At 49.8% G+C, this 25962-nt stretch carries 17 protein-coding genes and 1 pseudogene; all 18 read left to right on the forward strand.

Annotated features, from left to right (window positions below):
* Positions 1-10 precede the first annotated feature (10 nt).
* Positions 11-3982 (forward strand): DNA methyltransferase, encoded by a 3972-nt coding sequence (locus H6F76_RS16315; protein WP_190509799.1) that lies wholly within the window; start codon positions 11-13, stop codon positions 3980-3982.
* A gap of 150 nt (positions 3983-4132) precedes the next feature.
* Positions 4133-4639 carry a hypothetical protein gene (locus H6F76_RS16320; RefSeq protein ID WP_190509800.1) on the forward strand — a complete coding sequence of 169 codons (507 nt, stop codon included), beginning with the start codon at positions 4133-4135 and terminating at the stop codon, positions 4637-4639.
* Positions 4640-4680: 41 nt separating this feature from the next.
* Positions 4681-4995, forward strand: a complete 315-nt coding sequence (locus H6F76_RS16325; protein ID WP_190509803.1) for a hypothetical protein — start codon at positions 4681-4683, stop codon at positions 4993-4995.
* A 24-nt stretch (positions 4996-5019) separates the two neighbouring features.
* Positions 5020-6459 (forward strand): ABC transporter ATP-binding protein/permease, encoded by a 1440-nt coding sequence (locus H6F76_RS16330; RefSeq protein WP_190509805.1) that lies wholly within the window; start codon positions 5020-5022, stop codon positions 6457-6459.
* Between the two features lie 180 nt (positions 6460-6639).
* Positions 6640-8361 (forward strand): DUF262 domain-containing protein, encoded by a 1722-nt coding sequence (locus H6F76_RS16335; RefSeq protein WP_190509807.1) that lies wholly within the window; start codon positions 6640-6642, stop codon positions 8359-8361.
* Between the two features lie 96 nt (positions 8362-8457).
* Positions 8458-11106: an AAA domain-containing protein gene (locus tag H6F76_RS16340; RefSeq protein ID WP_190509809.1), complete on the forward strand. Its 2649-nt coding sequence runs from the start codon at positions 8458-8460 to the stop codon at positions 11104-11106.
* A 113-nt stretch (positions 11107-11219) separates the two neighbouring features.
* On the forward strand, positions 11220-11657 hold the full coding sequence (locus tag H6F76_RS16345; protein ID WP_190509811.1) for a hypothetical protein: 438 nt from the start codon (positions 11220-11222) through the stop codon (positions 11655-11657).
* 61 nt (positions 11658-11718) lie between these two features.
* On the forward strand, positions 11719-12306 hold the full coding sequence (locus H6F76_RS16350) for a Uma2 family endonuclease (RefSeq protein ID WP_190509813.1): 588 nt from the start codon (positions 11719-11721) through the stop codon (positions 12304-12306).
* 94 nt (positions 12307-12400) lie between these two features.
* On the forward strand, positions 12401-15823 hold the full coding sequence (gene drmA, locus H6F76_RS16355; protein WP_190509815.1) for a DISARM system helicase DrmA: 3423 nt from the start codon (positions 12401-12403) through the stop codon (positions 15821-15823).
* A complete protein-coding gene (locus H6F76_RS16360) occupies positions 15820-17721 on the forward strand; it encodes a DUF1998 domain-containing protein (protein WP_190509817.1) in 1902 nt (633 codons plus the stop codon). Before drmA ends, H6F76_RS16360 begins: the two co-directional genes overlap by 4 nt.
* Positions 17718-18521, forward strand: coding sequence for a DISARM system phospholipase D-like protein DrmC (gene drmC / locus H6F76_RS16365; RefSeq protein ID WP_190509819.1), 804 nt, complete (start codon positions 17718-17720; stop codon positions 18519-18521). Before H6F76_RS16360 ends, drmC begins: the two co-directional genes overlap by 4 nt.
* A 208-nt stretch (positions 18522-18729) precedes the next feature.
* Positions 18730-18903 carry an MT-A70 family methyltransferase gene (locus H6F76_RS31530; RefSeq protein WP_199322164.1) on the forward strand — a complete coding sequence of 58 codons (174 nt, stop codon included), beginning with the start codon at positions 18730-18732 and terminating at the stop codon, positions 18901-18903.
* 200 nt (positions 18904-19103) lie between these two features.
* Entirely contained in the window at positions 19104-19493 is a 390-nt protein-coding gene (locus H6F76_RS16375) for a trypco2 family protein (protein ID WP_190509821.1), read from the forward strand.
* Positions 19494-19521: 28 nt separating this feature from the next.
* Positions 19522-21027 (forward strand): CHAT domain-containing protein, encoded by a 1506-nt coding sequence (locus H6F76_RS16380; RefSeq protein WP_190509823.1) that lies wholly within the window; start codon positions 19522-19524, stop codon positions 21025-21027.
* On the forward strand, positions 21020-22432 hold the full coding sequence (locus H6F76_RS16385; RefSeq protein WP_190509825.1) for a hypothetical protein: 1413 nt from the start codon (positions 21020-21022) through the stop codon (positions 22430-22432). The genes H6F76_RS16380 and H6F76_RS16385 overlap by 8 nt, the downstream gene beginning before the upstream one ends.
* A gap of 12 nt (positions 22433-22444) precedes the next feature.
* A complete protein-coding gene (locus H6F76_RS16390) occupies positions 22445-23542 on the forward strand; it encodes a MoxR family ATPase (protein ID WP_190509827.1) in 1098 nt (365 codons plus the stop codon).
* Entirely contained in the window at positions 23539-24903 is a 1365-nt protein-coding gene (locus tag H6F76_RS16395; protein ID WP_190509829.1) for an SAV_2336 N-terminal domain-related protein, read from the forward strand. The genes H6F76_RS16390 and H6F76_RS16395 overlap by 4 nt, the downstream gene beginning before the upstream one ends.
* Positions 24891-25958: pseudogene (locus H6F76_RS16400) on the forward strand (FtsK/SpoIIIE domain-containing protein); the annotation flags it as partial. The gene H6F76_RS16395 and the pseudogene H6F76_RS16400, both read left to right, overlap by 13 nt.
* Positions 25959-25962: the final 4 nt, after the last annotated feature.

Raw genomic sequence — 25962 nt, forward strand, 5'->3', positions numbered from 1 at the left:
AGAAGTGAAAATGGCAACTGATCTTGATATCCTCCGACACAAAGAATGGCTTGGGCTGCTTCAACCAGTGGGTCTGGTCGTTTCGCCGCCAGCGCTGATTAAGGCGCAGGCGGTGATCGATCGCGGCAAACTGGTCGATTTACAAGAGCGCTTGCAAACAGTTGTTTCAATAGCTCCGATCGCTCGTCATAAAGATGAACCCATTGCCTGGATTGAAAACGTTTCAGCGTTTACTCAGAAAGTTTTAGGTTGGCGCGATCGGGACCTGGTGGGTACGTCTGGGCAGGAGTCTTTACCAGAGGAGCTAGCGGTCGCGTTGCCTAGTTATGGAGAGACGCTCAGACCGACTTATGCCGTGCGCGACCCAGATAGTGAGCAATGGGTTTTGCTGATTCGGGAACTTGCACCTGGGTTGTCTTTTGATGAGGATGATCCGGCGACCGCTACCGGACAGGGTTGGCAAGCCAGTATTCAAGCGAAGTTTGAGCGGTTGCTGCGGGAAACGGGCGTCTATGCCGGGCTGCTAGTAAATGGCACGGAAATCCGGTTGGTCTATGCGCCGAAGGGTGAGTCGTCTGGGCATCTGACTTTCCCGGTGCAGGCAATGACTGAGGTGCCAGGTCGATTGATTTTAGGCGCACTTGATCTGCTGCTCGGCGAAGATCGACTGTTCAATGTACCGGAGAATCAACGCTTGAGCCGACTGTTGGAGGATAGTCGCAGCTATCAGGCGGAGGTCTCTACCAAACTTTCGGGGCAGGTCTTAGATGCGCTGTGGGAACTGTTGCGAGGATTCCAAGCGGCTGATGCAGCAGCTAATGGCAGACTGCTCAGTGTGTTAGCTGAAACTGACCCGCAACATATCTACGGTGGGCTGATTGCTACCTTGATGCGATTGGTTTTTCTGCTGTATGCCGAGGACGAAGGGCTGATGCCTGACGATGAGGTTTATCAGCGCCACTATGCGGTGTCTGGACTTTATGAAAAGCTGCGAGAGGATGCAGGCAACTATCCCGACACGATGGATCAACGATATGGTGCCTGGGCTGCACTGCTGAGTTTGTTTCGATTGGTCTATGACGGCGGTGGAGCCACAGAAGAGTACCTCCCAGCGCGGCACGGGCAATTGTTTGACCCTGATGCCTATCCCTATCTCGAAGGTCGTCTGATCGATTCCAAGTTTGCGACCTACGGCAGACTGGAAGCACCTCGCATCGCGGATGGGGTGGTTTACCGGATGCTGGACAAACTGCTGCTGTTGGATGGCGAGCGGCTGTCGTACCGGGCGCTGGATGTGGAGCAGATTGGCTCGGTGTATGAGGCAATCATGGGCTATGAGGTGCAGATTGCCCACGGTCGATCGCTTGCTGTTCGCCCGAAAGATGTGGTGGTGGATGTGGATAAGCTTCTGGCAGCGAAGCCAACCGATCGCATCACGATACTGAAAAACGCGGAGTGTGACCTGAAAGGGGCAGCCCTGAAGGAGTTAAAGGACGCCACCACCGCAGAAGCTATCGTCGCAGCGATCGATCGTCGGGTGTCGCCCAGAACCCCAAATTTGTTGGCAACTGGCAGTCTGTTTCTGCAACCGGGAGAAGAACGGCGGCGATCGGGGTCTCACTACACGCCTCGGAAGTTGACGCAGCCGATCGTGGAGAAGACGCTGGAGCCTGTGCTGAAGAATTTAGGCGAGCATCCCACACCAGAGCAGTTGTTGGATCTGAAGGTGTGCGATCTGGCGATGGGTTCTGCGGCGTTTTTGGTGGAAGCCTGTCGGCAGTTGGCAGACAAGCTGGTGGAAGCCTGGAACTATCACGGCAAGCCTGCGGATCTGCCAGAGACGGTGGAAGATGTGGTGGTAGCGCGGCGATTGGTGGCGCAGCGGTGTTTGTATGGGGTGGATAAGAACCCGTTTGCGGTGAACCTGGCGCGGTTGTCGCTGTGGTTGGTGACACTGGCAAAAGACTTGCCGTTTACGTTTTTGGATCATGCGCTCAAGTGTGGTGATTCGTTGGTGGGACTGACCAGAGCGGAGATTGGTAGCTTTGGGGCAAGTGCAGCCTATGAGCCAACGTTTTTTGAAGACCACAAGCGGTTGATGAAGCAGTCGGCAACGAAGGCTCTGGTGTACCGACAGCAGATTCAAACGTCGGATACGAGGTCGGATGGAGATGCAGAGGCGAAACAGGCGTTATTGCAAGATGTTGATCGCGCTTTAGAACCAGCTCGGTTAACTGCAAAGATTGCCGTTGCCTCTTTCTTTGCGGGTGACAATGCCAAACAACGGCAGAAACATCGTGAGGAATTTGGCGGTAAGTTAATTGGTTATGAGAAGGGATTGGTGGATGAATCCGAGATTCAATTCATTGCTGCTAAGTTAACAACGGGAACCAAAGCAATACAGCCATTTAACTGGGAATTAGAATTTCCTGAAGTGTTTGAGCGAGAAAATCCAGGGTTTGATGCGATCGTGGGAAACCCACCTTTCCTAGGAGGAAAAAGAATTTCAACTTCCTATGGTGATGAGTATGTAAGCTGGCTCTCTAACCAATACGTAGAGTCAAAAGGTAGCCCAGATTTAGTCGCTTACTTCTTCCGGAAAGCATTTAACTTACTACGTTTGAATGGAGCTTTTGGGTTAATCTCCACAAACACCATTGCTCAAGGGGGCACTCGCAACGCAGGCTTGAAGTTCATTTGCAATAGCGGTGGAACTATCTACAATGCTCAAAAGCGAGTAAAGTGGCCAGGACTCGCTGCGGTAGTAGTTAGTGTCTTGAATGTGTTTAAAGGAACTTATTATGAGGAGAAGACACTTAATGGACGAGTAACAAAATTAATTTCCTCCTTCTTGTTTCACGCTGGCAATAATGATGATCCTGAAGTGTTGAAAACGAACCAAGGGAAAAGTTTTCAAGGCAGCATTGTTTTAGGTATGGGCTTTACTTTTGATGATACAAGCTCTGATGCAACAAGTATTTCGGAAATGCATCGTTTGATTGAGAAGAATCCTCGCAATGCCGAACGTATTTTTCCTTATATAGGTGGTTCTGAAGTCAATAGTAGTCCCACTCAAAGTCATCAACGATATGTTATCAACTTTGGTGAAATGTCGGAAGATGAAGCAAGAAATTGGCCGGATTTAATGGAGATTTTAGAAGAAAAGGTCAAACCTCAAAGAGATGAAATTATTAGAAGAGGTAAACAAATTCATGAATATGATTATTGGAAGTTTTGGGATAAAAGAACAGAAGAGTATCAAGCAATTGCACAACAAGATCGAGTGCTATCTATTTCGAGGGTTGGTAATGCCTTCGCGTTTGCTTTTTTGCCCACTGGGATGGTTTACAACGAAAAGCTAGTTATTTTTTCCTTTGACAAAAATTCTCCTTTTTGTATTTTGCAATCTCGAACTCATGAAGTCTGGACAAGATTCTTTAGTTCAACCCTGAAGGACGATCTGCAATATACTCCCTCAAAATGCTTTGAAACCTTCCCTTTTCCTCCCAACTGGGAAACCAACCCCACCCTCGAATCCGCAGGCAAAACCTACTACGAGTTCCGTGCCGATCTAATGGTGCGCCACAACGAAGGACTCACCACCACCTACAACCGTTTCCACGACCCCGATGAGACAAATCCTGACATCCTCAAACTGCGCGAACTTCATGCCCAGATGGATCGCGCCGTCCTCGATGCCTACGGTTGGACAGACATCCCTACCGGCTGCGAATTCCTGCTCGACTACGACGACGACGACGACGAAGGCACCAGCAAACGCAAGAAACCCTGGCGCTACCGCTGGCCCGAAGAAGTTCATGATGAAGTTCTCGCTCGCCTGCTAAAACTCAACCAGGAACGGGCAGACGAAGAAAAACTAGGTCGCACCCCCCGGCGTAAAGTTGCCGCTAAAAATTCAAAGACTACAAGCGGTGCGGCTGCCTATGATGATTTGCCCTTATTCAACAGTGCAGAGAGCTAATCCTCTTGATTAGGAACAATTTCATTCAAAATTCTGGTGTCAATTCGGGGCAATAGTGGGAAGTCTAAGAAGGCGTGGCAATGTTCTCTGTTCGCTCATTTGTTGTTTCCATCAGTTTCGTTTCAAGATCTTTCCGATCAACTCCTACTTATGCAAATACCTAATGAGCCTGCTTGGCTTGGCTTCCTTAAACACAACGCAGCAAAGCTTCTCAGTACAACGCTACTGATCTGTTTGGCATCACTCTTGACTACGCATACGATCCTTCTTCAGAACTCGTGTACACCACTCCTGGAATGGACAACTATTTCTAAAGAATGTTTGGCCGCGAAACCAGGCCCTTCAAAGAAAAGGCCTGATAACACCCCACCCGCTAAACCACCAGATGGGAGACAAACTAAACCAGGAAAAGTCCCTAATCCTGTAGATAAAAAGACTACCGGAGGAAATGAAGGAGTTTCAGACCTAAACAGGAAGGAGAACAAAGGTCGCAAGACTGATGGTTCTAAAAAAGTAGGCAAAGAGGTAATAGGAGTTGCTGCTGGATCAGCAGCAGTTGTAGGTCTTGCAGTCATAGAAGCACCTGTTATCGTGGCAGCGGGCGTAGGCTTTGCCGTATGGATCGCTGCTAGAACTCTCCTGTCATTAGGCAATTAAGTACTAGAACGAAGAGTCACACTTGAATAACTTAGAGAATCATGATGGATAACCCATTGAGCAATAGTCAAGAATCTACCCTAGAGAAATCAGAGAATCGGCAGGTTAGCTTTCCCACATTCGCAAGCCGGACACTAAAAGCAGGGTTTGCCTTGCTAGTTTTTGGAGCCATCTTCATCGTATTGATCAAATTTAACGCTGGGGGACCTGAAATTCTGCTATTTCCCCCTGATCCAATTCCCTTTGCAGGCGGAGCAATTGTACTCGTTGCGCTGACTCTGCTAGGGGTACCCCTAATACCTGCTGCCACGGCTGGAGTGGCTATTTGGTGGTTGATTCAAGATTTCTTCTTCTAACGAAACCAATTTAGGCACGTAATCATGGATCTCATCGAGATAAAAGGTCTTAGCAAAGGATTTCAAGAGGGGTTATTTCGTAAACAAACGATTCTCCAGAATATTGACCTGACGGTGCGTCAAGGTGATTTTGTTGTCCTGCGTGGTGCAAACGGTGCAGGAAAAAGCACCTTAATCAAAATCATCCTTGGCTTGCAAGACCCCGATAGCGGCAGTGTTCAGCTCTTTGGTGCATCACCACACTCTCCAGAATCTAAGTTGCAGATCGGCACTGTCTTTCAGGAAGTTACGCCACCGAACAGCTTGAAAGTCAGAGAACTGATTGAACTTGTCAGAAGCTACTATCCTAATCCGCTCTCTACCAAGGACGTTCTTGAGACCGTTGGATTGACTGATAAGCAAAATGCCTTTCCCAGCGATTTAGCAGGTGGACAAAAACAGCGACTTTATTTTGCAATAGCACTCGTTGGCAATCCTAAACTGCTGATCTTAGACGAGCCAACCAAAAATTTGGATGTGGAAGGTCAGAAGGTATTTTGGGGTCAGGTTGAACGTTGCAGGAGTAACGGTGTAACCGTCCTTATGGTCACTCATATCCAATCGGAGCAAGATAGGTTACAGGATCTTGCTACCCATATCATCACTCTCGTAGATGGAAAGCTGAATTTCGATAAACAACCCACACAAGCAGCGCCAACAGAGGGTCAAACAAGTGCTCTGTCCCCTTCTCTATCCGCCAATCCTTTTCAGATGCTAATAAAGCAATCTTGGGCAGAAATTCTACAGCTTTTCAGAACTCCGACCTACCTTGCAGGTGTCTTCCTATTTTCAAGTTTGGCTGCGATATTGCCATTTGAGAAAGACATGTCAATGATCCAAAAGGGGCTAATTTTCTTTAGTGCGATTAGCCTCCTCATCTTTTCAGTTGAGCGGTTGGGAAAACGCATTGCCATTGAACGTGTTGAGGGATGGTTAAAGCTTCTTAGGGTGACACCATTACCGCCAAGCATCTACCTTGCTGCCAAACTTGTTATGACAATGCTGGTTCTAATAGCAAGTCTCTCTATTATTTTTGCGATTGGCATCTTCAAGTTTGGCTTACATCAGTCCCTTACCCAATGGCTGGCCCTGAGCGCTGGGCTACTACTCGGAATCATTCCCTTCGCAATTATCGGCATCACTTTAGGTTATGTCATACCCCCTAAAGCCCTTGACTCGATCGCTGGGATTTTAATTCCATTTGGAATTTTCTCTTGTGGTCTAGTTCCTATCCAAGAGCCAAGCTATGTGAAGGATTTAATTGTTTTATCTCCATTCTTTCACTATAGGCAGATTATTCAGTATGGTGCAGGAATGGCTTATGACAAGCATCTTTTGCTTCACGTGCTGTGGCTTATTTTCTATGCCGTTGTTGCAGGATTAATCGCCAAACTCGCGTATCAACGAGATAACGTTGCTCAATGAGATAAAGCTCTCAACATTGCCTAACCGTGGAAAAGTGTTGAGAGCACTCAAGTTTATGCCTACTAAGTGTAAAAACGGCTAAGTGTAAAGACGATTCAGCTCCGTCCGGTTAAGCCGTTATTTTGCCAGTTGAATCAAAAATAGTTCTCTTAGCCAAACAACTTCTCCTAAACACCTACCATGCCAACCAAAATCCACGGTGCCGAATATCCCATCGAGAAAATCTTCTGTGATGACTTTGTATTCTCAATTCCCCTATATCAGCGCCCTTACGCCTGGGAAATTGAGCAGGCAGAAGCTCTACTCGATGATCTGCTGGATTTTTTGGGAGACAGCAACATTCCTATCGATCAACTCAGCCCCTACTTTCTAGGCAGTATTGTTCTCATCAAGTCAAACGATTCTACTAAAGCCGAGGTTGTCGATGGACAGCAGCGCCTGACAACCCTCACCATTCTCCTGTCCGTTTTGCGAGAAGCTGTTCCAGAAGAAGTTGCCAAGGCCTTAACTGCTTATCTGTACGAGAAAGGCAACGTTATTAGAGCAACCCCAAACCGCTATCGGCTGACTCTACGAGATCGAGACGCACAATTTTTTCGTGAGCACATCCAGGACGAGGGAGGGCTTAGCAAATTAGCCAAACTGAAGGATGCTATTCTCCCCGATAGTCAAGCTCGCATCCGCGATAACGCCCTGCATTTACTCAAGCTCTTACAGAAGCTGCCAGAGCATCAGTGTATCCGGTTAACTCAATTCGTTATTACAGGCTGCCTGCTAGTTGTCGTCTCTACCCCCGATATGGACTCGGCCTATCGCATCTTCTCCGTTCTCAATGATCGCGGTTTAGACCTGTCCCATTCTGACATCCTTAAATCCGAAATTATCGGCAGGATCCCCAAAGATCAGCAAGAGCAGTACAACAGGCGTTGGGAAGACACTGAAGTTATGCTAGGGCGCAATAATTTTCAAGGCTTGTTCTCCCACATTCGGATGATTCATCTCAAAGCCAAGCAAAAAGATTCAGTCCTCAAAGAAGTGCGGGACCGCGTTAAGCCCAGTGAAAACCCGATCCACTTTATCGATGCAGTACTGTGCCCAGCAGCCGAAGCTTATGCCGATATTCAAGACTGTTGCTACGAAGGCCACCAGCACGCCGAAGCCATCAACATCTACTTCAAGTACCTGAACCGCATCGATAATGCTGATTGGTTGCCGCCTGCGATCGCCTACCTGTCTAAATATCGCCACCAGCCAGCGCAACTGCTCACGTTTTTCAAAGATCTAGATCGCCTAGCCGCTGGCCTCATGATCCAACGATCCGACATCAACGAGCGGATACGGCGCTACAGTACCCTTCTAGAGTGGATTGAGCACGACCAAGACTTAAGTAGTCCTGATTCGCCCTTAAATCTAGCAGCAGAAGAATGCAAGGCAATTATTCAGCGGTTGAATGGTCCCCTATATCTAGATACTAAGATTCGCCTTTACGTACTCCTTCGCCTCGACACCTACCTTTCTGGTGGCGAAGCCGTTTACACCCTTCCTCGTATTACCGTTGAGCACATTCTTCCTCAGAATCCACCAAAGGACAGTCAGTGGCTAGGCTGGTTCCCTGACAAAGAAGCTCGACAGAACTATGTTCATCGTCTTGGTAACTTAGCGCTTCTATCGGGCTCCAAAAACAGCAGCGCCCAAAACTACGATTTCGACAAAAAGAAAAGCAAATATTTCACCGGCGCAGGGGGCGTTTCTCCCTTTGCTATAACCACTCAGGTGCTGCACACAACAGACTGGACTCCTGCAGTAATTGAACAGCGTCAGACTGAACTCGTAGGCCGATTAAAACAACTCTGGCGATTGGACGAACCCGCCTCCGTGCCTCTGCCTGCGATCGTTGCCTAGTCGCTGTTGTGCCTCACCTCTTTCAACTGCCCCCAACCCGTATCTGCCCCCAACCCATAACTCATAACTCCTCAATGCAGAAAAGGCAGAACATCCATGGTTGCCAATCCTACCCCTCGCAGCGCTACATTCAAAAGCTATCAGCAAGACTTCCACAAAGCCCTTGAAGACGAAATCAAGGCTTTGCGGAGTGCTGGTGGATCGATGACTCCCATTACCGATGGCCACTATCTTGGCAGGCGCAATAGTGAACACCTCTATTCGTTCACTACTGACACCGAAATTCGCTTCCCTGAAGATGCGCCCATCGACGTGCATTATCAGAAGACCAAGTACCCAGGCACCCTAGTCTCTGTGGAGGGCTTTGACCTGCTTGTGGCCTTAGAAGATGACATCGGCGATGACATCAAAAAAGCCAAGCTCAACACTGAACCCTGGTTTTTGCTCAAAGCCCTGCAAGAACGACTTGCAACCGCTAACGTCAGCACTATAGCGAACCGTCACCTAGCCGAGTCCCTGCTGATTGCCAGCCCCAAGGCTGCCCGCACTAGCAATGAACAGTTCAGTCAGTTTGCCCCCCGCATTCAGTCAGAAACCGGACTAAATCTTCACTACAACATCCATCAGGCAGCGGCTGTCACCCATATTCTCCAGCATCCAGTGAGCTTTATCTGGGGACCGCCGGGTACGGGTAAAACCAGCACGCTGGGCCTAGCAGTCGCGTCTCTAGTTCACTCGGGTCAGTCCGTTCTCGTCTTGGCCCACAGCAACGCCGCCGTCGATACTGCGATGAAGAGCGTGGCCAAGTATCTATGCCAGTCCAGCTACTATCGAGAAGGGATGGTGCTACGCTTCGGTATCCCTTCCCCTGACATCTATCGGCAATACCCGATGCTGAATGCTCGCGGCATTGTCAGACAGCAGCACCCCCAACTGATTGAGCAAATCGAAACGCTGGAGAAACAGCGCGAACACCTTACGAAAGAATCCCGTGCCTCTGGTTTAAGCACCCTTATCAAAAACCAGCTTAAAGATCAGCTCGCCCAGATTCGCAAGCAGCTACAGCCTCTCAAAAAGCAGTTACGTGAGTACCAATCGGTTCTCGTTGCGAAGGGCATGGTGGTAGGTTGCACGTTATCGAAGGCAACGATCGCCAAAGAGATCTTCGAGCGCCAGTTTGATGCCGTCATCATTGATGAAGCCAGTATGGCCTACATTCCTCACTGTACTTACGGCGCGACCCTGGCCAAAAAACGTATTGCTATCTTTGGCGATTTTCGTCAGCTTGCCCCTGTCTCTCAAGCTAAAACCAGCAATGCCGAAGAGTTTCTCCAGCGCGACATTTTTGACGAAGCGGGCATTATCGATAGCGTTAGCCGTGGCACTCCAGATGACCGTTTGGTACTGCTTAAGACCCAGTACCGGATGCATCCTTCCATTTCTGCCATCCCCAATGAACTGTTTTATAAAAATCAGTTAGAGGATGGAGAAGGGGTGAGAGAACGGACTGAGGCGATCGTTCATGCTGCTCCTAACCTGGGTCAATCCATCGTCTTTTATGACCTCAGCCGCGCCTCAGCGTTTTGTTTTAGTGAAGATCACCGCAGCCGCTTCAATCTGATTTCGGCCCTCATCGCCGCAGACATCACATACCAGGCTCAAATTGCTGGCACTCAAAGTATTGGCCTTATTACCCCATACAGCGCTCAGGCCCGCCTAATACACCGCATCCTCAGAGAAACTGGTCAAAAAAACGTCAAAGCCGCGACGGTTCATCGCTTTCAGGGTTCTGAGCAAAATGTGATTGTCTTCGACGCCGTTGACAGCCATCAGATGAAAAAAGCAAGCAAGCTGTTGGTCGGTGGTTCCCAGAGTACCGCCGCACGTCTTGCCAACGTAGCCATCAGTCGAGCAGAGGGTAAGTTCATTGGTCTTTTTAATGACGATTTTCTGAAAGTTAAGCTTGACTCATTCAACATCTTCCGCAAATTTATTGACCGACTACGTAGCCGAGCCGAAGTCCGTCCCTTGAGCTTTACGGGCGCTCCCAATACAGAGCTTTGGACTTTTACACTACCAAATGTCAAAGTTTACCCCAATGCTAAGGCAGCCCAAGCAGATATCCATGCCGACCTCAAGGCTGCTGCAAAATCAGTTGCTATTGACTGGCCGATACAGCTCAAGCCCAGCCAACACTTTTACTTAAACGTCGATCGAGGTTTACAAGTATTTGCTCGTGGCCCGGAAGCAGAAGCAATCACAGGGAAAATCTCAAACAGACGGGTGTGGCGCAACGACTCTTTTAGCGACATGGGTATCGTTGGTCTTGACGGGCAGGTTTTGTGGGTTTATACCAACCCTAGAGCAGAAGCACCTGTTTTCAAGGTGGCTTTACCCGAAACGGTTACACTTTTGTACGACTTCCTAGAACTTGTTCCAGACGGTGCTGGCCCTGCTCCTAAACCCATTGAGGACACATTTGGTTCTTGTGAGCTTTGTAACTCGCCTCTATGGCCTCAAATAAATGACTATGGACAGCCTCGTATTATCTGTCCAAAACATCCTTACCAAGGTAGAAACTTCAATACCACAGACGCCACTCAATATGCTCAGATGATGAACCGTGTTTGCAACATTTGCCGTTCTGCTTTCAAAGGGGTACGTAGTGCCTCAAACGGCAGCATTTTCCTAGCCTGTAGCGCCGCTGGTTGTAAGGGGAAAGCCAGCCTCAGGGACTTGATTTGATCAGTCCATACCTAAAGCGGTTACTATCCCGTGCCCCTAAACCTTCTAAAACAAACTCATAACTCGATTCGTTAGGGCTATGAAAAGATCACTGTTATTGAGGAAAGCACCCCGTGAACACATCTGCCAAAATTCGCTCTACTCTGGTTGATGCCCTTCAATCCAACCTGATTGAACCCACTGATCAAAACCTTCAGCGTTATCAGCGTGAAACCAATGGCATAAGCTACTGGCACACCGCCGATTTCTTCTATTACGACAAAGCTTTAGAAGTATGTCTTTCAGATTTATTTGATACCTACACAGATCTGCTTTTTGAGTCAGATGATGTCGATGAGGATACGGTGCTTCGCAGAGTCAATTTCCAAATGGGTAGGCTTCTTATTCAAACAGCTAGAGAAAAAGGCATTGCCCCTCAAGCTTTGCGCAACCAGTTGAACAATTTTGCGACTGTCATCTGGACTCCCATTTGCATCTGGCATAAAAACCTATCCGGCGAAATGAGCTATGCCCTTATGAGCAGTCTGCCAACCGCGCAAGCCGCTCTCTGACTTTGCTTGCCATCCCTCTGGCATACACTAGACGCAGGTGAACCTTAGCCAGGAGCCAGTTATGACTACCACCACCCAAAAGCTCAGCTTCGAGGACTACCTTGCTTACAGCGACGGCACTGACACCCGCTACGAACTCATCGACGGAGCACTCGTCCCTATGAGCTTAGGTACTGGCAAGCATGGAGCCATCATTAGCTTCCTGACACGGCAGTTTGAGGACACCATTACCCAAACTGAGCAGCCCTGGGTGGCGTTACCCGCTTTGGTGGGCATTCGCTCCCCACGCGGTAGACGTTGGGATACCTCCCGCATTCCTGACGTAACGGTTCTGCCTTTGGCGCAGTGGGAAGCGATGGAAAACCGAGAAGCCGTGATTGACTTCAATGAGCCGCCACCGCTTCTGGTGGTTGAAGTCATTAGCCCTTCAACCCAAGCCGATGACTATCGCTCCAAACGCTCCGAATATGGACTCTTGGAAATCCCTGAATATTGGATTGTCGATCCCCTGGAAAACAAAGTAGCCATTTGCCTCCTCGATCACGAGTTTTATGACCTGAGTGAATTTCATGGCGAAACTTTGATTCAGTCTCCTACTTTGCCAGTCTTGAAGCTAACTGCCGCTCAAATTTTGGCAGGCAAACTATAACCGGCACGTCCACTTATCCTCTCTTGCCTCACCTTCAGCTTTGTTGAGACGACATCTTACCGCGTTAGCCTACCCCATAACTAAGGTTGCTCCTGTGCCCACAACCGCCGCTGCCATTCGCGCCACTCTGGTCGATGCCCTACAAATTGACCTCGTGGGACCCACACCAACAGACTCAGAACATGCTGAGGAAGTGTTAACCCAGGCTCCCTCTAAGTGGTATCTCACCGGGTTTCTGGCTCCTTTCGGTGCGAAACCAGACGATCGCTCGGATGATGAAGGTGATGCTGGCTTGGAGGAAGTCGGCGAAAGTGAAACTGGTGAAGATAGCCAGACCCCAGAAAAAGCGCCGGCTCGGAAGGCTTTATTCCCCGCGTCAATGGGGCTGAGCTTTCTCATCACTCCACGAACAAAAGAGCTAAAAGCCACTGTTAGTTGGGGCGACTATATTCCCATTGCACTGGAGGAAGAAAGCCCGGACGTCCAGGAATCAGACGACAAGAAGAAACAAAAGTCGATCAGCTGGCAGCGGATTCCCCAAGCTACCGCTTTCAGCGTCCCAATTGAACCGACCGCAGATGCTTTTGAAATCGATATCCCTGGTGGAAGTGGGTTAACCCTCGTCGTCAATTGTCGTCCGGTTCATGACCACCGGTTTGAGGCTGGTACGCTTTCAGTGTCTACCTTTCTGGTGAACTATCGCCAGATGCAATTTAGCGAGAAAGATACGACCTTTGCTTTTCAAACCTGCCTGACGGTGCACTGTAAAGAAGGCTTTGTGCCACGTTCAGATCTTCGGGGGGTGGATAGCGATGATTGGGATGAAGCAGTTGCCAGCCTCCAGTATCGTCATGACTATGAGTTTGCGGTCGGTCATAACGTTTCAGCAATTGCTCACGTAGATGCAGATAATAGCCAGGGCGCAAAGCCATCGCTTTGCACTCAGGTGTGTACGACCTGGATTCCCACTGCCAGCGTACCCAGGGTGATTGCAGCAACCATTCAAGATGTAAAGCTGGGTATGGAAGCCTTAGCTACGGCAGCAAGTGCTGATGCCATGCGACAGATGCTTAACCCAATGGTGACAGCATATCGCACCTGGATCGCGGCGCAACTCAACACTCCAATTGACCCGCCTGAGGCGGGTAGAGTAGCCCAAGATTTGCTGAACCGTGCCAATCGCGCCTGCACTCGTATCGAAGCAGGACTTCAAGCCCTGGATGACCCGCAGGTGTTAGAAGCCTTTCAGATCGCCAATCGAGTAGTAGCGATCGCCCGACGGCGACAGCTCAGTCAGGATCAAGGTCAACCACCCGCTAGCTTCAAACCACCCGAGTGGCGTCCCTTCCAACTAGCCTTTATACTGCTCAACCTGGTGAGTATCGCTCAGCCTGACCATCCGGAGCGAAACATTGTTGATCTGCTGTTCTTTCCCACGGGCGGCGGGAAGACAGAGGCATACCTGGGGCTGGCAGCCTTTACGTTAGTCCTGCGCCGACTTAAAGATCCGAGCCTCCAATCGGCTGGAATGAGTGTGCTAATGCGCTATACCCTGCGCTTACTCACACTGGACCAGCTAGAGCGAGCCTCCCGCCTAATTTGTGCCCTGGAGTTAGAACGGCAGCAAAACCCAACAAAGTTAGGCCAGTGGCCCTTTGAGATTGGTCTTTGGGTCGGACAAAGCGCTACTCCTAACCGAATGGGTAAACGGGGTGATAAAGATGAATACTCTGCCCGTGAACGCACCATTGCCTTCAAGCGGGATAGCAACAGCAAACCGTCCCCCATCCCTTTAGAACGTTGTCCCTGGTGTGGAGAAAAGTTTTCCACGAATTCTTTTCAACTTCATCCGACAGAAGAAGCTCCGAAAAAGTTAACGGTGGTCTGTGTCAATCGAGACTGTGACTTCCGCAGTCGCAATCCGCTACCGATCCTAGCTGTTGATGAGACGATCTATCGGCGTTTACCCTGCTTCATGATTGCAACGGTCGACAAGTTTGCAGCCTTACCTTGGGTGGGACAAACCGGAGCGCTCTTTGGGCGCGTCACTCACTATAACGACGGTGAAGGATTTTACAGTGCTGGTGACGCCACGATCGCAGGCAGACCCTTAGCAGGCTACTTGCCACCACCTGATCTGGTCATACAGGATGAATTGCACCTTATTTCCGGCCCACTGGGTACGATGGTCGGGCTGTATGAAACGGCGATCGATACACTTTGCTCCCATTCCCATACCGGCAAACTGATTCGTCCCAAAATTATTGCGTCAACCGCAACAGTGCGCCGAGCCAGCCGTCAGATTCAAGCGCTTTTTGGGCGTAGCCATGTCGATATTTTTCCACCCCCCAGTGCTGATCGACATGATTCCTTCTTTGCTAAAACGGCTTTTGATGTGCCTGGACGGCTCTATCTCGGTGTCGCAGCCCAGGGGCGCAGTCTGAAAGTTGTTCTCCTCAGAACTTACCTAGCCTTGCTAGCAGCAGCTTACAAGCAATATGAAGCGCAGGGCAGCACACGCAACGCAAACAATCCGGCTGACCCCTATATGACACTATTAGGGTACTTCAACTCCTTGCGTGAACTGGGAGGAAGCCGTCGTATTGTCGAGGATGAAGTCAGTTCCCGCCTGGCTAAGTACAGCGATCGCTTGCGACAGGGAGAGTTAAGCGGCCCCTTCTTGAGCCGTAAGATCGACGATGAGCCAGAAGAACTGACGTCGCGGGTCAGTACTAATAAGGTGGCAAACACGAAACGTCGGTTAGCACTGCCGTTTCATGAGAAAGAACGGGTCGATGTCGCTCTCGCAACCAACATGATTTCAGTCGGTTTAGACATTGTGCGTCTCGGCTTGATGGTTGTCTTGGGGCAGCCAAAGACGGCAGCTGAGTACATTCAGGCAACGAGCCGCGTTGGTCGAGAGGCTGAGAAGCCCGGTTTAGTGGTCACGTTACTTAATGTTCATCGTCCCCGCGATCGCTCTCACTACGAACGCTTTCAAAGCTGGCATAACAGCTTTTACCGGGCTGTTGAAGCAACGAGTGTGACGCCCTTTTCACCACGAGCACTCGATCGAGGCTTAGCAGGCATCACCGTGGCTTTAGCTCGCTTAATCATTCCTGAAATGACACCTGCCTTGGGCGCTTCGCACGTCGGTAGCCAACGCCAAGCCCTCAATGCCGTAGTAGAAACGATTGCGTGCCGAGCCGAAGCCCACAGCCCTGACCTAGATGCAACTGCATCCAGTGCTCTTCGGCAACAAGTAAGAGCACAAGTGCTTGACTTATTTGATACCTGGCAGCGGCTGGCTGACCGGGACAAGCGGTTGCAATACCAGAAGGAAACGGATCTGGCACCGCCGTTGTTACTGGATGCACTGAGTCCAGATGCTGCTAAGGAGCCGCTGGAACGGCAAAAATTTAAGGCTTACCGCAGTTTGCGCGATGTAGAAGCAACCGTCAATCTCTGGATTCGAGACCCTTACAGCATGGACAACGTGGAGGACGAAGGCACATGAATGGCAAGAAACGCAAAGCCAAACCGAGCGGTGAGTTACGGCAGAGTCAGGTGCTAACAACCTTTGGTCCCGGTTCTATGGTTGATCTACCAGCACGCTCAGTGATTATTTCGGGGTTAACCTACTGGAAAGGCGACCGCCAGTTTATTCGGGAAGACCGGCTGCGGTATAAGGTTTCAAAAAGCTTGCAGCTGCCAGATGGTCATGATATTCAGCTCTATACCCCGCCCCAACAATCTAATGACCCACAGGTGGCTATCACTGGCATTGATGCCTTCGTTTTTCCGACTTGGTTTCTGGCCCAAGTAGACAAGACCTTTGAAAGTAACGGGAAAGTCTACCGCACTCGTCCCTTAGTGACTTGGAGTGCTGTTAAGGGGGGCTTAAAATTTGAAGGGAAGTCAGTGCAATCAGTGCCAGTCCGGTTTGTGCAGGCCTGTACAAATGGACATCTGAGTGATATCAATTGGTACGCCTTCGTCCACGAGGACTTCAATACGACTCACCGTGGGCAACTCTGGTTAGATGAAGGTGGCTCCGGCAATGACTTTGAAGAAATTTTCGTGCGCTGTGAGCAGACTGGTAAGCGCCGTCCGCTTGCTCAGGCGAAACAAAACGAATCCAAAGTGCTTGGTCTCTGCGAAGGCTATCGTCCCTGGCTTGGTTCACGCGGCAAGGAAAATTGTAGGGGTCACAAAATTAACAAGGCTGGTGAGATTGTTGCTACCGACCAACCGGAGTACAGTCGCTTGCTGGTGCGATCAGCTAGCAACGCCTACTTCACGCAAATCCTCAGCGTCATTTCGATGCCCGACCAAGATGCTGAACTCAAACAAGCGGTTGATCGCTTTTATGAAGAGGATTTACAGTACGCCGATGATTTGTCCGATATCCAGAAAGAACTCAAAAAGCCAAAATTTGCCGAGCTGGCAGGGTTTGGAGCCGATGTCGTTTGGGCAGAAATCCAGCGTCGTAAGAGTGGGCTAACAGCTCCTGAAAAGAGCATTAAGCAGGTAGAGTTAGAAGCTTTACTGACCTGTCCTGAGGAAAGGGGCAAAGAAGCACCTGCTGACGACAAAGTGTTTCAAGGCTATACGCGTCGGCTCGATACCCTTGAGCCAAAATGGCAATCAACCATTGACCGCATTGTGCTCGTGCACCGCTTACGAGAGGTTGTGGCACTCATCGGTTTTACTCGTTTTGAAGCCGCCATGCCCAACATTGAAGGGGAAATTGATGACCTGGCTATCAACATTCGCAGGGCAGACCTCGACTTTGAACCGCAATGGGTTCCAGCAGTGGAGAATTTGGGGGAAGGGGTTTTTATTAGTATCAAGAAAGACGCCATTGAGCAATGGCTCAAGCGTCCCGAGGTGCAAGTTCGGGCTGAGCATTTAGAACAGGGGTTCTATAAGTGGCTAGATAGTAGAGGTATCCCTCGTGATAAAGCACGCTTTCCCGGTGCCGCCTATATCATGCTACATTCTCTTTCCCATTTGTTGATTACCGCAGTGTCACTCGATTGTGGTTATGCATCTAGTGCCATTCGTGAACGGATCTATGCCTTTGATGATATCGGTTACGGCATTTTGCTGCACACAGGCACCTCTGGTTCCGAAGGTACCTTAGGTGGATTGGTCGAGGTTGGCAGACACATTGAGTATCATCTGAGCAAAGCCCTAGAATATGGGCGGTTATGCTCCAACGATCCGGTTTGCGCTCAACATCGACCAGATGATCAACAGGAAGATCGCTTCTTACATGGTGCAGCCTGTCACGGGTGCTTATTGATTGCAGAGACATCTTGCGAACGCCGTAATGAAATGTTAGATCGGGCGTTAGTGGTCAACACAGTTGCAGGACTAGGGGCGGCATTCTTCCCTGAGGCATTGCAATGATGTCTCCTTTTCAAAGTTTGAGCCGTCCGGCTCTAAGGGATCTGGCTGACGCTTTTGCGCTAGAGCGGCTTAGCTTTCCGGTTTATCCCTTTACTCTAGCTGGCTATGTTTCAGAAGATCTGGGACCTGTATTAGCTGTAGAGCTGAACAAGCTACGGCAGCAGGGCATGAGTTCAGCCCATATCGCTTATATGCTGAAACTGCTTGCCCATGAACGGACTATCGCGCAGCAAAAACAAGAACAGACAGATTTGGTTTGGACAGGACCGGAAGTACTGGGTGCTGAAAGCAGAGATACGGCTATTGTGGTCCGAGAGTTGTTTAAGAGTGCTCGCCACAGTGTGCTGCTTTCTAGTTTTGCAATCGATCAAGGTTCTAAAGGGCATGAACTCTTTCACCCACTGGTAGACCAGATGGCAGCCAACCCTGAATTGAGTGTACGGATGTTTCTAAACGTCAAACGCCATTACAACGATCGAACTCCAGCCTCTACTTTATTGCGACAATTTTCAGAAAATTTCCGCAGATACGTTTGGCCTGGACAACGGCTGCCAGAAGTTTTTCATGATCCAAGGGCACTCGAACTATCTACCCATAGCAATGCTTGCTTACACGCTAAATGTGTCGTTGTCGATGAGGAGCGCGTCTTCATTACCTCAGCCAATTTCACAGAAGCGGCTCATCAACGCAACATTGAAGCAGGCGTCCTCCTTTCTAATCGAGTTACGGCAAGAGCCATTCGTTCTCAGTTTGAAATGTTGGTCACTCAAAAGATTCTTCAAAGAGTACCAGGGCTTTAAGCTTCAGCTACGTTTCGCAACAGCTTCAACCCAATGAGTATTTGCTTATCCTGCCGAACAAGGCTGTAGGTCTAAAGACGCTCAACACTGGCTTCAGTCTTGGGGTTGGGGCATAGGCTGTGGAACACCACTGAGCATTGTTTATTGGCCGTTAAGGGCAAGATTGCGAGTTTTTCGTACCAAGGTCTTCACCAATTAACCTACTATTCTGCAAGTACCACGGCGTGAACATTCTCGTAAGCCCGACGAATTCTATGAGCTGGTTGAGCACCTCTGCCCCGGCCCGAAGCTGGAACTTTTTACACGAGGGTCTCGACCGATCTGGGAGAGTTGGGGTAACCAGGGTAACCTCTTTGATCGCGTTCCTACTATGAGTGCTTAACCATACTTCCATTAAAGGTTAAGCTTAGACCGCCAGTTAGCCAAAGCTTGCCCTATCTAGCTTTGAACAGTTTCATCGTCAGTGCCCTTGTCATTGTTGACAGAGCCGAGGCAGCCTGGAGAAAACGCAAAATTCTGGAATCAGAGAATTAGTGCATGTAGGCTGGAGAAAAGCTATCCTTTCATCGATGAAATGACACTATGCCCGAACAACCCTACCAACCGATCGGTCTTGCTGAGTTAATTCAACAGGTCAAGCAGGAACTACTTTCAACTGTGCCTGGAAAAGCGAAAGAGGCTCCCATTCTCTTTGTGAGCGGGGTAGAAGTGGAGGCTCAGGTAACCGTTAAGCGAGAGGGCAAAGCCGGTATCAAAATTGATGTCCTCTCGGTAGGCGGCGGCGAGCTAGGTGGCGGCATCAGTCGGGATGATGTCCATAAGGTGAAAGTCACCTTGTCTCCCTTATTTGACAAGGAGCGGCTGCTGGAGTTTTACCAGGCTTTACAGCCTGATCAGGTGCCTGTGGCAGTGAAGCAGAGTTTAGAGGCACTCCTCAAAGGTGAAGAAGGCGAACTGGCAGACCAGTTTTAACCGTCCTCAATAGACAGAGAGGAACGACATGGAACTGCTAGAGCTTTATCTCTCTCCGCTAGATGCCCAACGCTTTCAGGCGATCGCAACCCGTTTACCCATTGGGATTGGTGATGCTGCAACCGAGTGTGTCTTACCATTCTGGGTCGGTGAGCAAGACTGGCGAAGAACCATTATCAAGGTGCTGGAGAGTAGCCAGGGCTTTCGTGCAGAACACTACCCTGAACCTGATGAGCAGGCTTGGCTGAAGCAGGAGGAGTTGCTGTTACCCGATCGCCAAAGCTTTCATGCTGCCTATCTAGAACGAATTGGACAGTCCCTTTACCACTCGCTGTTTCCGCCAGATAGCGAGATCAAGCAAGCCTTCCTACACTCCTTACGATTAGCCGAGCAGCACAACACCGATTTGCATTTGCGACTGAAGTTTGCAGCGGATTCTGTCCAGCGATCGCGCTTGGCAGACTATCCTTGGGAACTGATCCATGATGGTCAGCGGTTTTTACAGCCTCGTCAGGTTATCGTGTCTCGTTACATTGCCTATGAAGCTTTACCACCTGCGCTTCTGCCCCAGAAACAGTTGCGAGTTTTATTGATCGCGCCTCGGGTTGAAGATGCCACTCAGAAATTAGCAAAGCTTTCGGATACTGAACAACAAGCTATTCATCTCGGTCTGAGCAAGGCAAAGGCAGAGGGTTTAGCTGTGCTGGAGTCTCTATCAAAGGCAACCCTCAAGGCACTGAGTGCTGACCTGTCTCAACGGACTGAAACTCAGATGCCACAGGTGCTGCATTTTGATGGTCATGGACTATTCGGTAAGCGATGTGTCAACTCACAGTGTGGGCAAATCCATGCTGGTATCAAGGTCGATCGCTGTCGAAACTGTGGTCAATTACTTACAGAACCGACGGGATTTCTCCTCTTTGAAGATGAGCAGGGTGGACCCGATTACGTCAGTGCTGCGTCACTGGTAGCTTTTCTACCCAAGGGAGTGGCGCTGGTAGTGCTTAGTGCCTGCCAGTCGGGGATGGCAGTTGCTGGGGATTCGGTGTTTAACGGGACGGCACAACAACTGATCGATGCCAGGGTTCCGGCAGTGGTGGCGATGCAATATGGGGTGAGAGTGGATGCAGTCAGTCGGTTTGCGGAGCAGTTTTACCGCATACTAGGGCAGAAGAAGCCCCTGGTAACGGCTCTCAATGAAGGGCGAAAATGGATGGGAGTGGAGGGAAATCAATGGTACCGTCCTGTTCTGTATCTACGTTGGTTGGATAATCAGGGGGGGCAATTGTTTGCCGAGACAGCAACGGTAGAGCCGCTTCAAGTCAAGCTAAGCCGTTTTCAAAGATTCGAAATAGAGCGACTGCAAGTGGAATTGGAGGATCTGGATCAAGACTATGAGAGCGTCAAGGCGCAGTTGCGGGTAGAGCTAGACGCTCCGACGCAAAATAAGTTAGAACGCCAAATTGAGCAGATTGGGCGACAGATGGATACCAAAGAGCAACAGTTATTTCGGCTAAAGCAACAGGATGAGTAACGACCCTCTGCTCGACTTTTATCAAACCGAATTGGATGACCTGGAGCAAGACTACACGAAAGTCAAGGAGCAGCTACGGGTTGAGCAAGATGGTCCGACGCAAAATAAGTTAGAACGCCAAATTGAGCAGATTGGGCGACAGATGGATGAATGTCAACAGAAAATTGATCAACGTCAAGCTGATCGCCAACGCCAGGTAGCCCAGATTGCTCTAGACACATTGATCAGTATTCTTAAAAGCGATGAAGCTCAGCTTGAGTTAATAATCCAGGCGTATCAAAAAACTGTTAGCCATTGGCCCGTTCCAGTGCGCTTGGAGGCAAATACAGTCGAGACCATCATCAACGAGTTGGAAAGAATAGCCCGAGGTCAATCATCCTATACCGCTCGGGACGAATTTATCGCGCACGTTGTCCATCAGACTTCAGCCCCATTCCTGTCTAATGCCCTTAATCAATGGAGTGTTCAATATCGAGCAGGGGTTGACTGGCTCCAACTCCATACACAAATCCAAGCGGCTCAAGACAAGCGCTTAGAGACTGCTGAACCCGCTATCTTAATGTCTATCACCCGCTGTGATGAAGTCTCTACTCAGACTCAAGAGGATGCAACCTATTATCAAATCAATGCGTGGCTGATCGAAGATATTGAGACGTACCGATCGCGAAAAACGGGTTATCACTCTCTGCTGGCTACCAATTCTCTAGAGTCTGCACCCTACCTGTTGGAGGAACTGCTGCCCAAAATAACTCATCTACTGAATCACTTTTTAGCTGAACAGAGGCGTCTCTGCGATTTCTGTGAAAACTATCCCCAGATCCATGTCTTTCTGCCACTGGAACTGATGCACCTGGGTGTCGATCTATGGCCACACTTAAATCCAGAAAACACTAGCCGTCGAGAATATTTAGGACACGACCACATAGTCGTTATTCGTTGCGCCAATCGCTACGATCGCAATTACAGAAAAAGTCCAAGCTGGCTGAAGTTGTGGAAACGACACCAGGGCTTATTGCAAGAGTCTGCCAAGGATGTTTTTGTACTGGGTCATGATCATGACCTGGATGAACTCATGGATGTTCTGGATGCGGCTGTGCAGCCAGCCAGCAACGTTGTAGGATTGCATGTTACTCAGGTACCCCTGAATACAGAGGATCTGTTTTATGAACTTTTAGACTCGGGCTTACCACTCGCGATCTGGCCGCGCCGTAATTTGACAGACAATGCCTATGAAACCGCAATGGCAGATTTGCTAGCGACTTGTTGTTTAGAGAGGTTACCCCATACAGTGAAAGACAAACGATATGAAACTCGTAGACGACAGAATGCCCCAGACTGCCACATCGGACATCATTTGTCCCTCTTGTGGGATGACCCCTATTTAGTGCCTCCTAAATCCGCCTGAGTTCAGAGCCGCATGAGTAACCTACCCGAAGACTGGAAGCTGTTTCAGGGGGATAACCGAGCACCCCATGACGCGATCGGCACCTTGCCCGATGCCCCACCCTGGCGACCCTTTGGCAAAGACCCAAACCCTGGTGTTAGTCGCCGTAAACGTCGGGGTGAAACCTTTCAGTCGCAGTCAGAAGAGGTTGCTATGGTCAATGCGGCACTGTACTTGCGGCGGCCACTGCTGATTACGGGCAAACCGGGTACGGGTAAGTCGTCACTGGCGTATGCCGTGGCTCATGAGCTAAAGCTGGGGGAGGTGCTCTACTGGCCAATTACGACCCGCACCACCCTTAAAGATGGGCTTTATACCTACGATGCTATTGGTCGTTTACAAGAGGTCAAGCAATCGGAAACGAGAGGGGACTATACCGAAGACCCGCAAAAAATCGCGGATTACATTACTCTGGGGCCGCTGGGAACGGCCCTATTGGAGTCATCGCGTCCCCGCGTGCTGATTATTGATGAAATCGACAAAAGTGATATTGACCTGCCCAACGATCTGCTGACGATTTTTGAAGAAGGTCGGTTTGAAATTCCGGAGCTGGGGCGACTAGAAAAAGAGAGTGACGACCCGGAGCAGAAATCAGTCTCCATCACGGTTAAGGTTCGCACGGACTATACGGATGAGACCGAACATACTTACGCTGAGAAGAAGGTCACAATTAAGGGAGGACGAATTACCTGTCAAGAGTTTCCCCTAGTGATCCTTACTAGCAACGGGGAACGCGATTTCCCCCCGGCTTTCTTGCGCCGGTGCTTGCGTCTGAATATGCGCGACCCCGATCGCGTCCAATTAGAACGCATCATTCAAGCCCATCTCGAACATTGCAATCTGTCAGAAAGCCAAGTGAGCGATTTAATTGACCGTTTTCTGAAAAGTCGCGATAAGAGCCGGGAGCAGCTTTCGACCGATCAACTGCTAAATGCCCTATTCATGATTGTCCGCCAGCGCGACTGGGTGGGTGACGAAAAAGAGAGCTTGCTGGATTATCTGTTAGCACCGTTGGATCGCCCCCTAGAGGTTAAATCCAAAGATCGTTCACCTAAGTCTCCAGCCCAATGATTAGTCGCCTGATCACCATCCTGCAGGAATCAGAGTTGCTGCTGAGCGATCAGGAGATTGAGTCTTTTAGTGAGGTGCAACCTTTACTGAACGACGAAGACATTGCAGATGCGCTCTGGTTAGCGTCTAAGATTGGCAGTGCCTATAAGGTCAGCGAGCCAGCCGCTATCAAAGCGGTCAGCGAATCAGATGATGCGATCGCGATTGAGGTGATTGATGATAACACCGTTGTAGTCGCGCCCTCACCCATGGTCTCTGCTTATATGCCCCCGGCGGCGAAGTCTGACAATGGATCGATGGAAACTCCAGAATTGGGCTTACCCATCCAAGTCCAAGCGGCTCCAGCTCTGGCTCATCCTCGTGAGATTAGTCGATCGCTGCGTCCTTTGCTGCGGAAGGTGCCGTCGTTGACGCGATCGGAGCTAGATGAAAGCGCCACTGTGAATCGCATTGCTGAACGAGGCATCTGGTTACCCATTCTTAAGCCTTCACCTGAGCGCTGGTTTGACCTGGAGCTGGTGATTGAGGCTTCCAAGTTTAGCTTTATTTGGCAGGAAACCCTGGATGAATTTCAACAGTTACTGGAAGGACAGGGAGCTTTCCGCAATGTACGCACCTGGACTGTCAAAGAGGCGGCTACGGGGCAACCGCAGTTAGTAGCCAAGCGACAGCAGGGCACAGGTATAGAGCAAGACCAGCCATTACGGAGTCCTAAAGAACTGGTCGATGCCTCTGGACGGCGATTAGTGTTGTTCTTGAGTGATTGTCGTTCTCGCCTGTGGCAGCAGGGGCAAATCCATGACTGGTTGACCCTTTGGAGCCAGCATGGGCCAGCCGCGATCGTGCAACTGCTGCCCGAACGATTGTGGAGCCAAAGCGAACTGGATGTCGGGTTTGCGGTACAGGTGGGCTCCTTGATGCCAGGTGCACCAAATTCAAAGCTGCAAATCAGAGAATTGCCTGCTCGTACCGAAATTGCGCCTGCGGATACGTTAACAGTGCCGCTCGTCACTCTGACTGCAGAGGCGTTGAAGCAGTGGGCGCTAGTGGTTGCGGCGGCCGGGCGGCAGCGATCGCCAGCACGCTTGTTTGACTTGTCCTGGGTCAGCGATCCAGAACGCGATCAAGCGATGGCTGTTATCCAACCGCAATCTGCTAAGGAACGGGTAGAACTTTTTATGGCGACGGCCTCTCTGCTGGCCCAACGGCTAGCCTGCATGATGGCAGCCGTACCCGTAGAACTACCCGTGGTGCATCTAATTCAGCAAGAACTTTTGCCAGAGGTGCAGTCGGTTCATATTGCTGAAGTCTATACCAGTAGTCTGTTAGAAGAAGTTAGGCCAAACCGCGGACGGCTCTAATGGGATATAACCTGCAAGCCAAAATTGAGGGTAAACGCCTGACTCCGAATGCAGCAATCGTCCGCTTCAAAGGCTCAGACAACCTGAAGTTGGATGATATCGAGAAGAAGCGATCGCAACTCCTGACCACTCACTCTCTGAACGTTATTAGCGTTTATGGTCAACCTGGTGAAATCGTTGTCACCGTTGCCCGTCCCCAGCGCCAAACGATTTCTCTACGCGAAGTGTGGGCAAAACGAAAAATCAATCGATCGCCTTCTGGCATCAACCTCAGTTTTGTGATTGGCGTTAAGGAAATCGATGGCGAACTGCTCTACCTCAATCTAAGCAGTAGTTTTGAGAACTTGGAACAGCACGCTCCTCACACGCTGATCGCTGGTGCCACGGGCAGCGGAAAGTCCGTTCTACTGCAAAACCTCCTTCTTGATATTTGTGCTACTAACTCTCCCAAGCTGGCAAGCATCTATTTAATCGATCCCAAAATGGGCGTTGATTACGCCAACATCAGTGACCTACCCCATCTCAAAGAAGGCATCATTATTGAGCAAGAGCGTGCGATTGAGGTTTTGGAGTTTCTCGTTGAGGAGATGGATAACCGATACCGGAAGTTTCTGCCTCACAAAGCAAAATCTTTGCAGGACTACAACTGTAAGGTGCCTGAGCAGGACAGGCTCCCAGTATTGTGGCTAGTACATGATGAGTTTGCTGAATGGATGCTAATCGATGAATATAAAGCTGCTGTCTCCTCTGCCGTGCAGCGCTTAGGTGTGAAGGCAAGAGCAGCAGGAATTTATCTTATCTTTGCAGCACAGCGTCCTGATGCAAACGTTCTTCCAGTACAGCTTAGGGATAATTTAGGCAATCGCCTGATCCTCAGAGTCGAAAGCATTGGCACTTCAGAAATCTCACTTGGACAAAAAGGCGCGGAACACCTTTTAGGCAAAGGACATTTAGCGGCTCGACTCACCAATCAATCTACTCTCATTTATGCTCAAGTCCCATTTCTTTCGGATGAAGACATGACTGCCGTAGCAGAAATCATCAAACAGCAGTGATCAA

Origin of the sequence: Leptolyngbya sp. FACHB-321 (assembly GCF_014695975.1) — a bacterium.
GTDB lineage: Bacteria > Cyanobacteriota > Cyanobacteriia > Leptolyngbyales > Leptolyngbyaceae > Stenomitos.

Excerpts from the sequence above, each read along its gene's own strand:
- H6F76_RS16315 (WP_190509799.1), top strand. The coding sequence starts at position 11 with ATGGCAACTGATCTTGATATCCTCCGACACAAAGAATGGCTTGGGCTG.
- H6F76_RS16320 (WP_190509800.1), top strand. The coding sequence starts at position 4,133 with ATGCAAATACCTAATGAGCCTGCTTGGCTTGGCTTCCTTAAACACAAC.
- H6F76_RS16325 (WP_190509803.1), top strand. The coding sequence starts at position 4,681 with ATGATGGATAACCCATTGAGCAATAGTCAAGAATCTACCCTAGAGAAA.
- H6F76_RS16330 (WP_190509805.1), top strand. The coding sequence starts at position 5,020 with ATGGATCTCATCGAGATAAAAGGTCTTAGCAAAGGATTTCAAGAGGGG.
- H6F76_RS16335 (WP_190509807.1), top strand. The coding sequence starts at position 6,640 with ATGCCAACCAAAATCCACGGTGCCGAATATCCCATCGAGAAAATCTTC.
- H6F76_RS16340 (WP_190509809.1), top strand. The coding sequence starts at position 8,458 with ATGGTTGCCAATCCTACCCCTCGCAGCGCTACATTCAAAAGCTATCAG.
- H6F76_RS16350 (WP_190509813.1), top strand. The coding sequence starts at position 11,719 with ATGACTACCACCACCCAAAAGCTCAGCTTCGAGGACTACCTTGCTTAC.
- H6F76_RS16360 (WP_190509817.1), top strand. The coding sequence starts at position 15,820 with ATGAATGGCAAGAAACGCAAAGCCAAACCGAGCGGTGAGTTACGGCAG.
- drmC (WP_190509819.1), top strand. The coding sequence starts at position 17,718 with ATGATGTCTCCTTTTCAAAGTTTGAGCCGTCCGGCTCTAAGGGATCTG.
- H6F76_RS16375 (WP_190509821.1), top strand. The coding sequence starts at position 19,104 with ATGCCCGAACAACCCTACCAACCGATCGGTCTTGCTGAGTTAATTCAA.
- H6F76_RS16380 (WP_190509823.1), top strand. The coding sequence starts at position 19,522 with ATGGAACTGCTAGAGCTTTATCTCTCTCCGCTAGATGCCCAACGCTTT.
- H6F76_RS16385 (WP_190509825.1), top strand. The coding sequence starts at position 21,020 with ATGAGTAACGACCCTCTGCTCGACTTTTATCAAACCGAATTGGATGAC.
- H6F76_RS16390 (WP_190509827.1), top strand. The coding sequence starts at position 22,445 with ATGAGTAACCTACCCGAAGACTGGAAGCTGTTTCAGGGGGATAACCGA.
- H6F76_RS16395 (WP_190509829.1), top strand. The coding sequence starts at position 23,539 with ATGATTAGTCGCCTGATCACCATCCTGCAGGAATCAGAGTTGCTGCTG.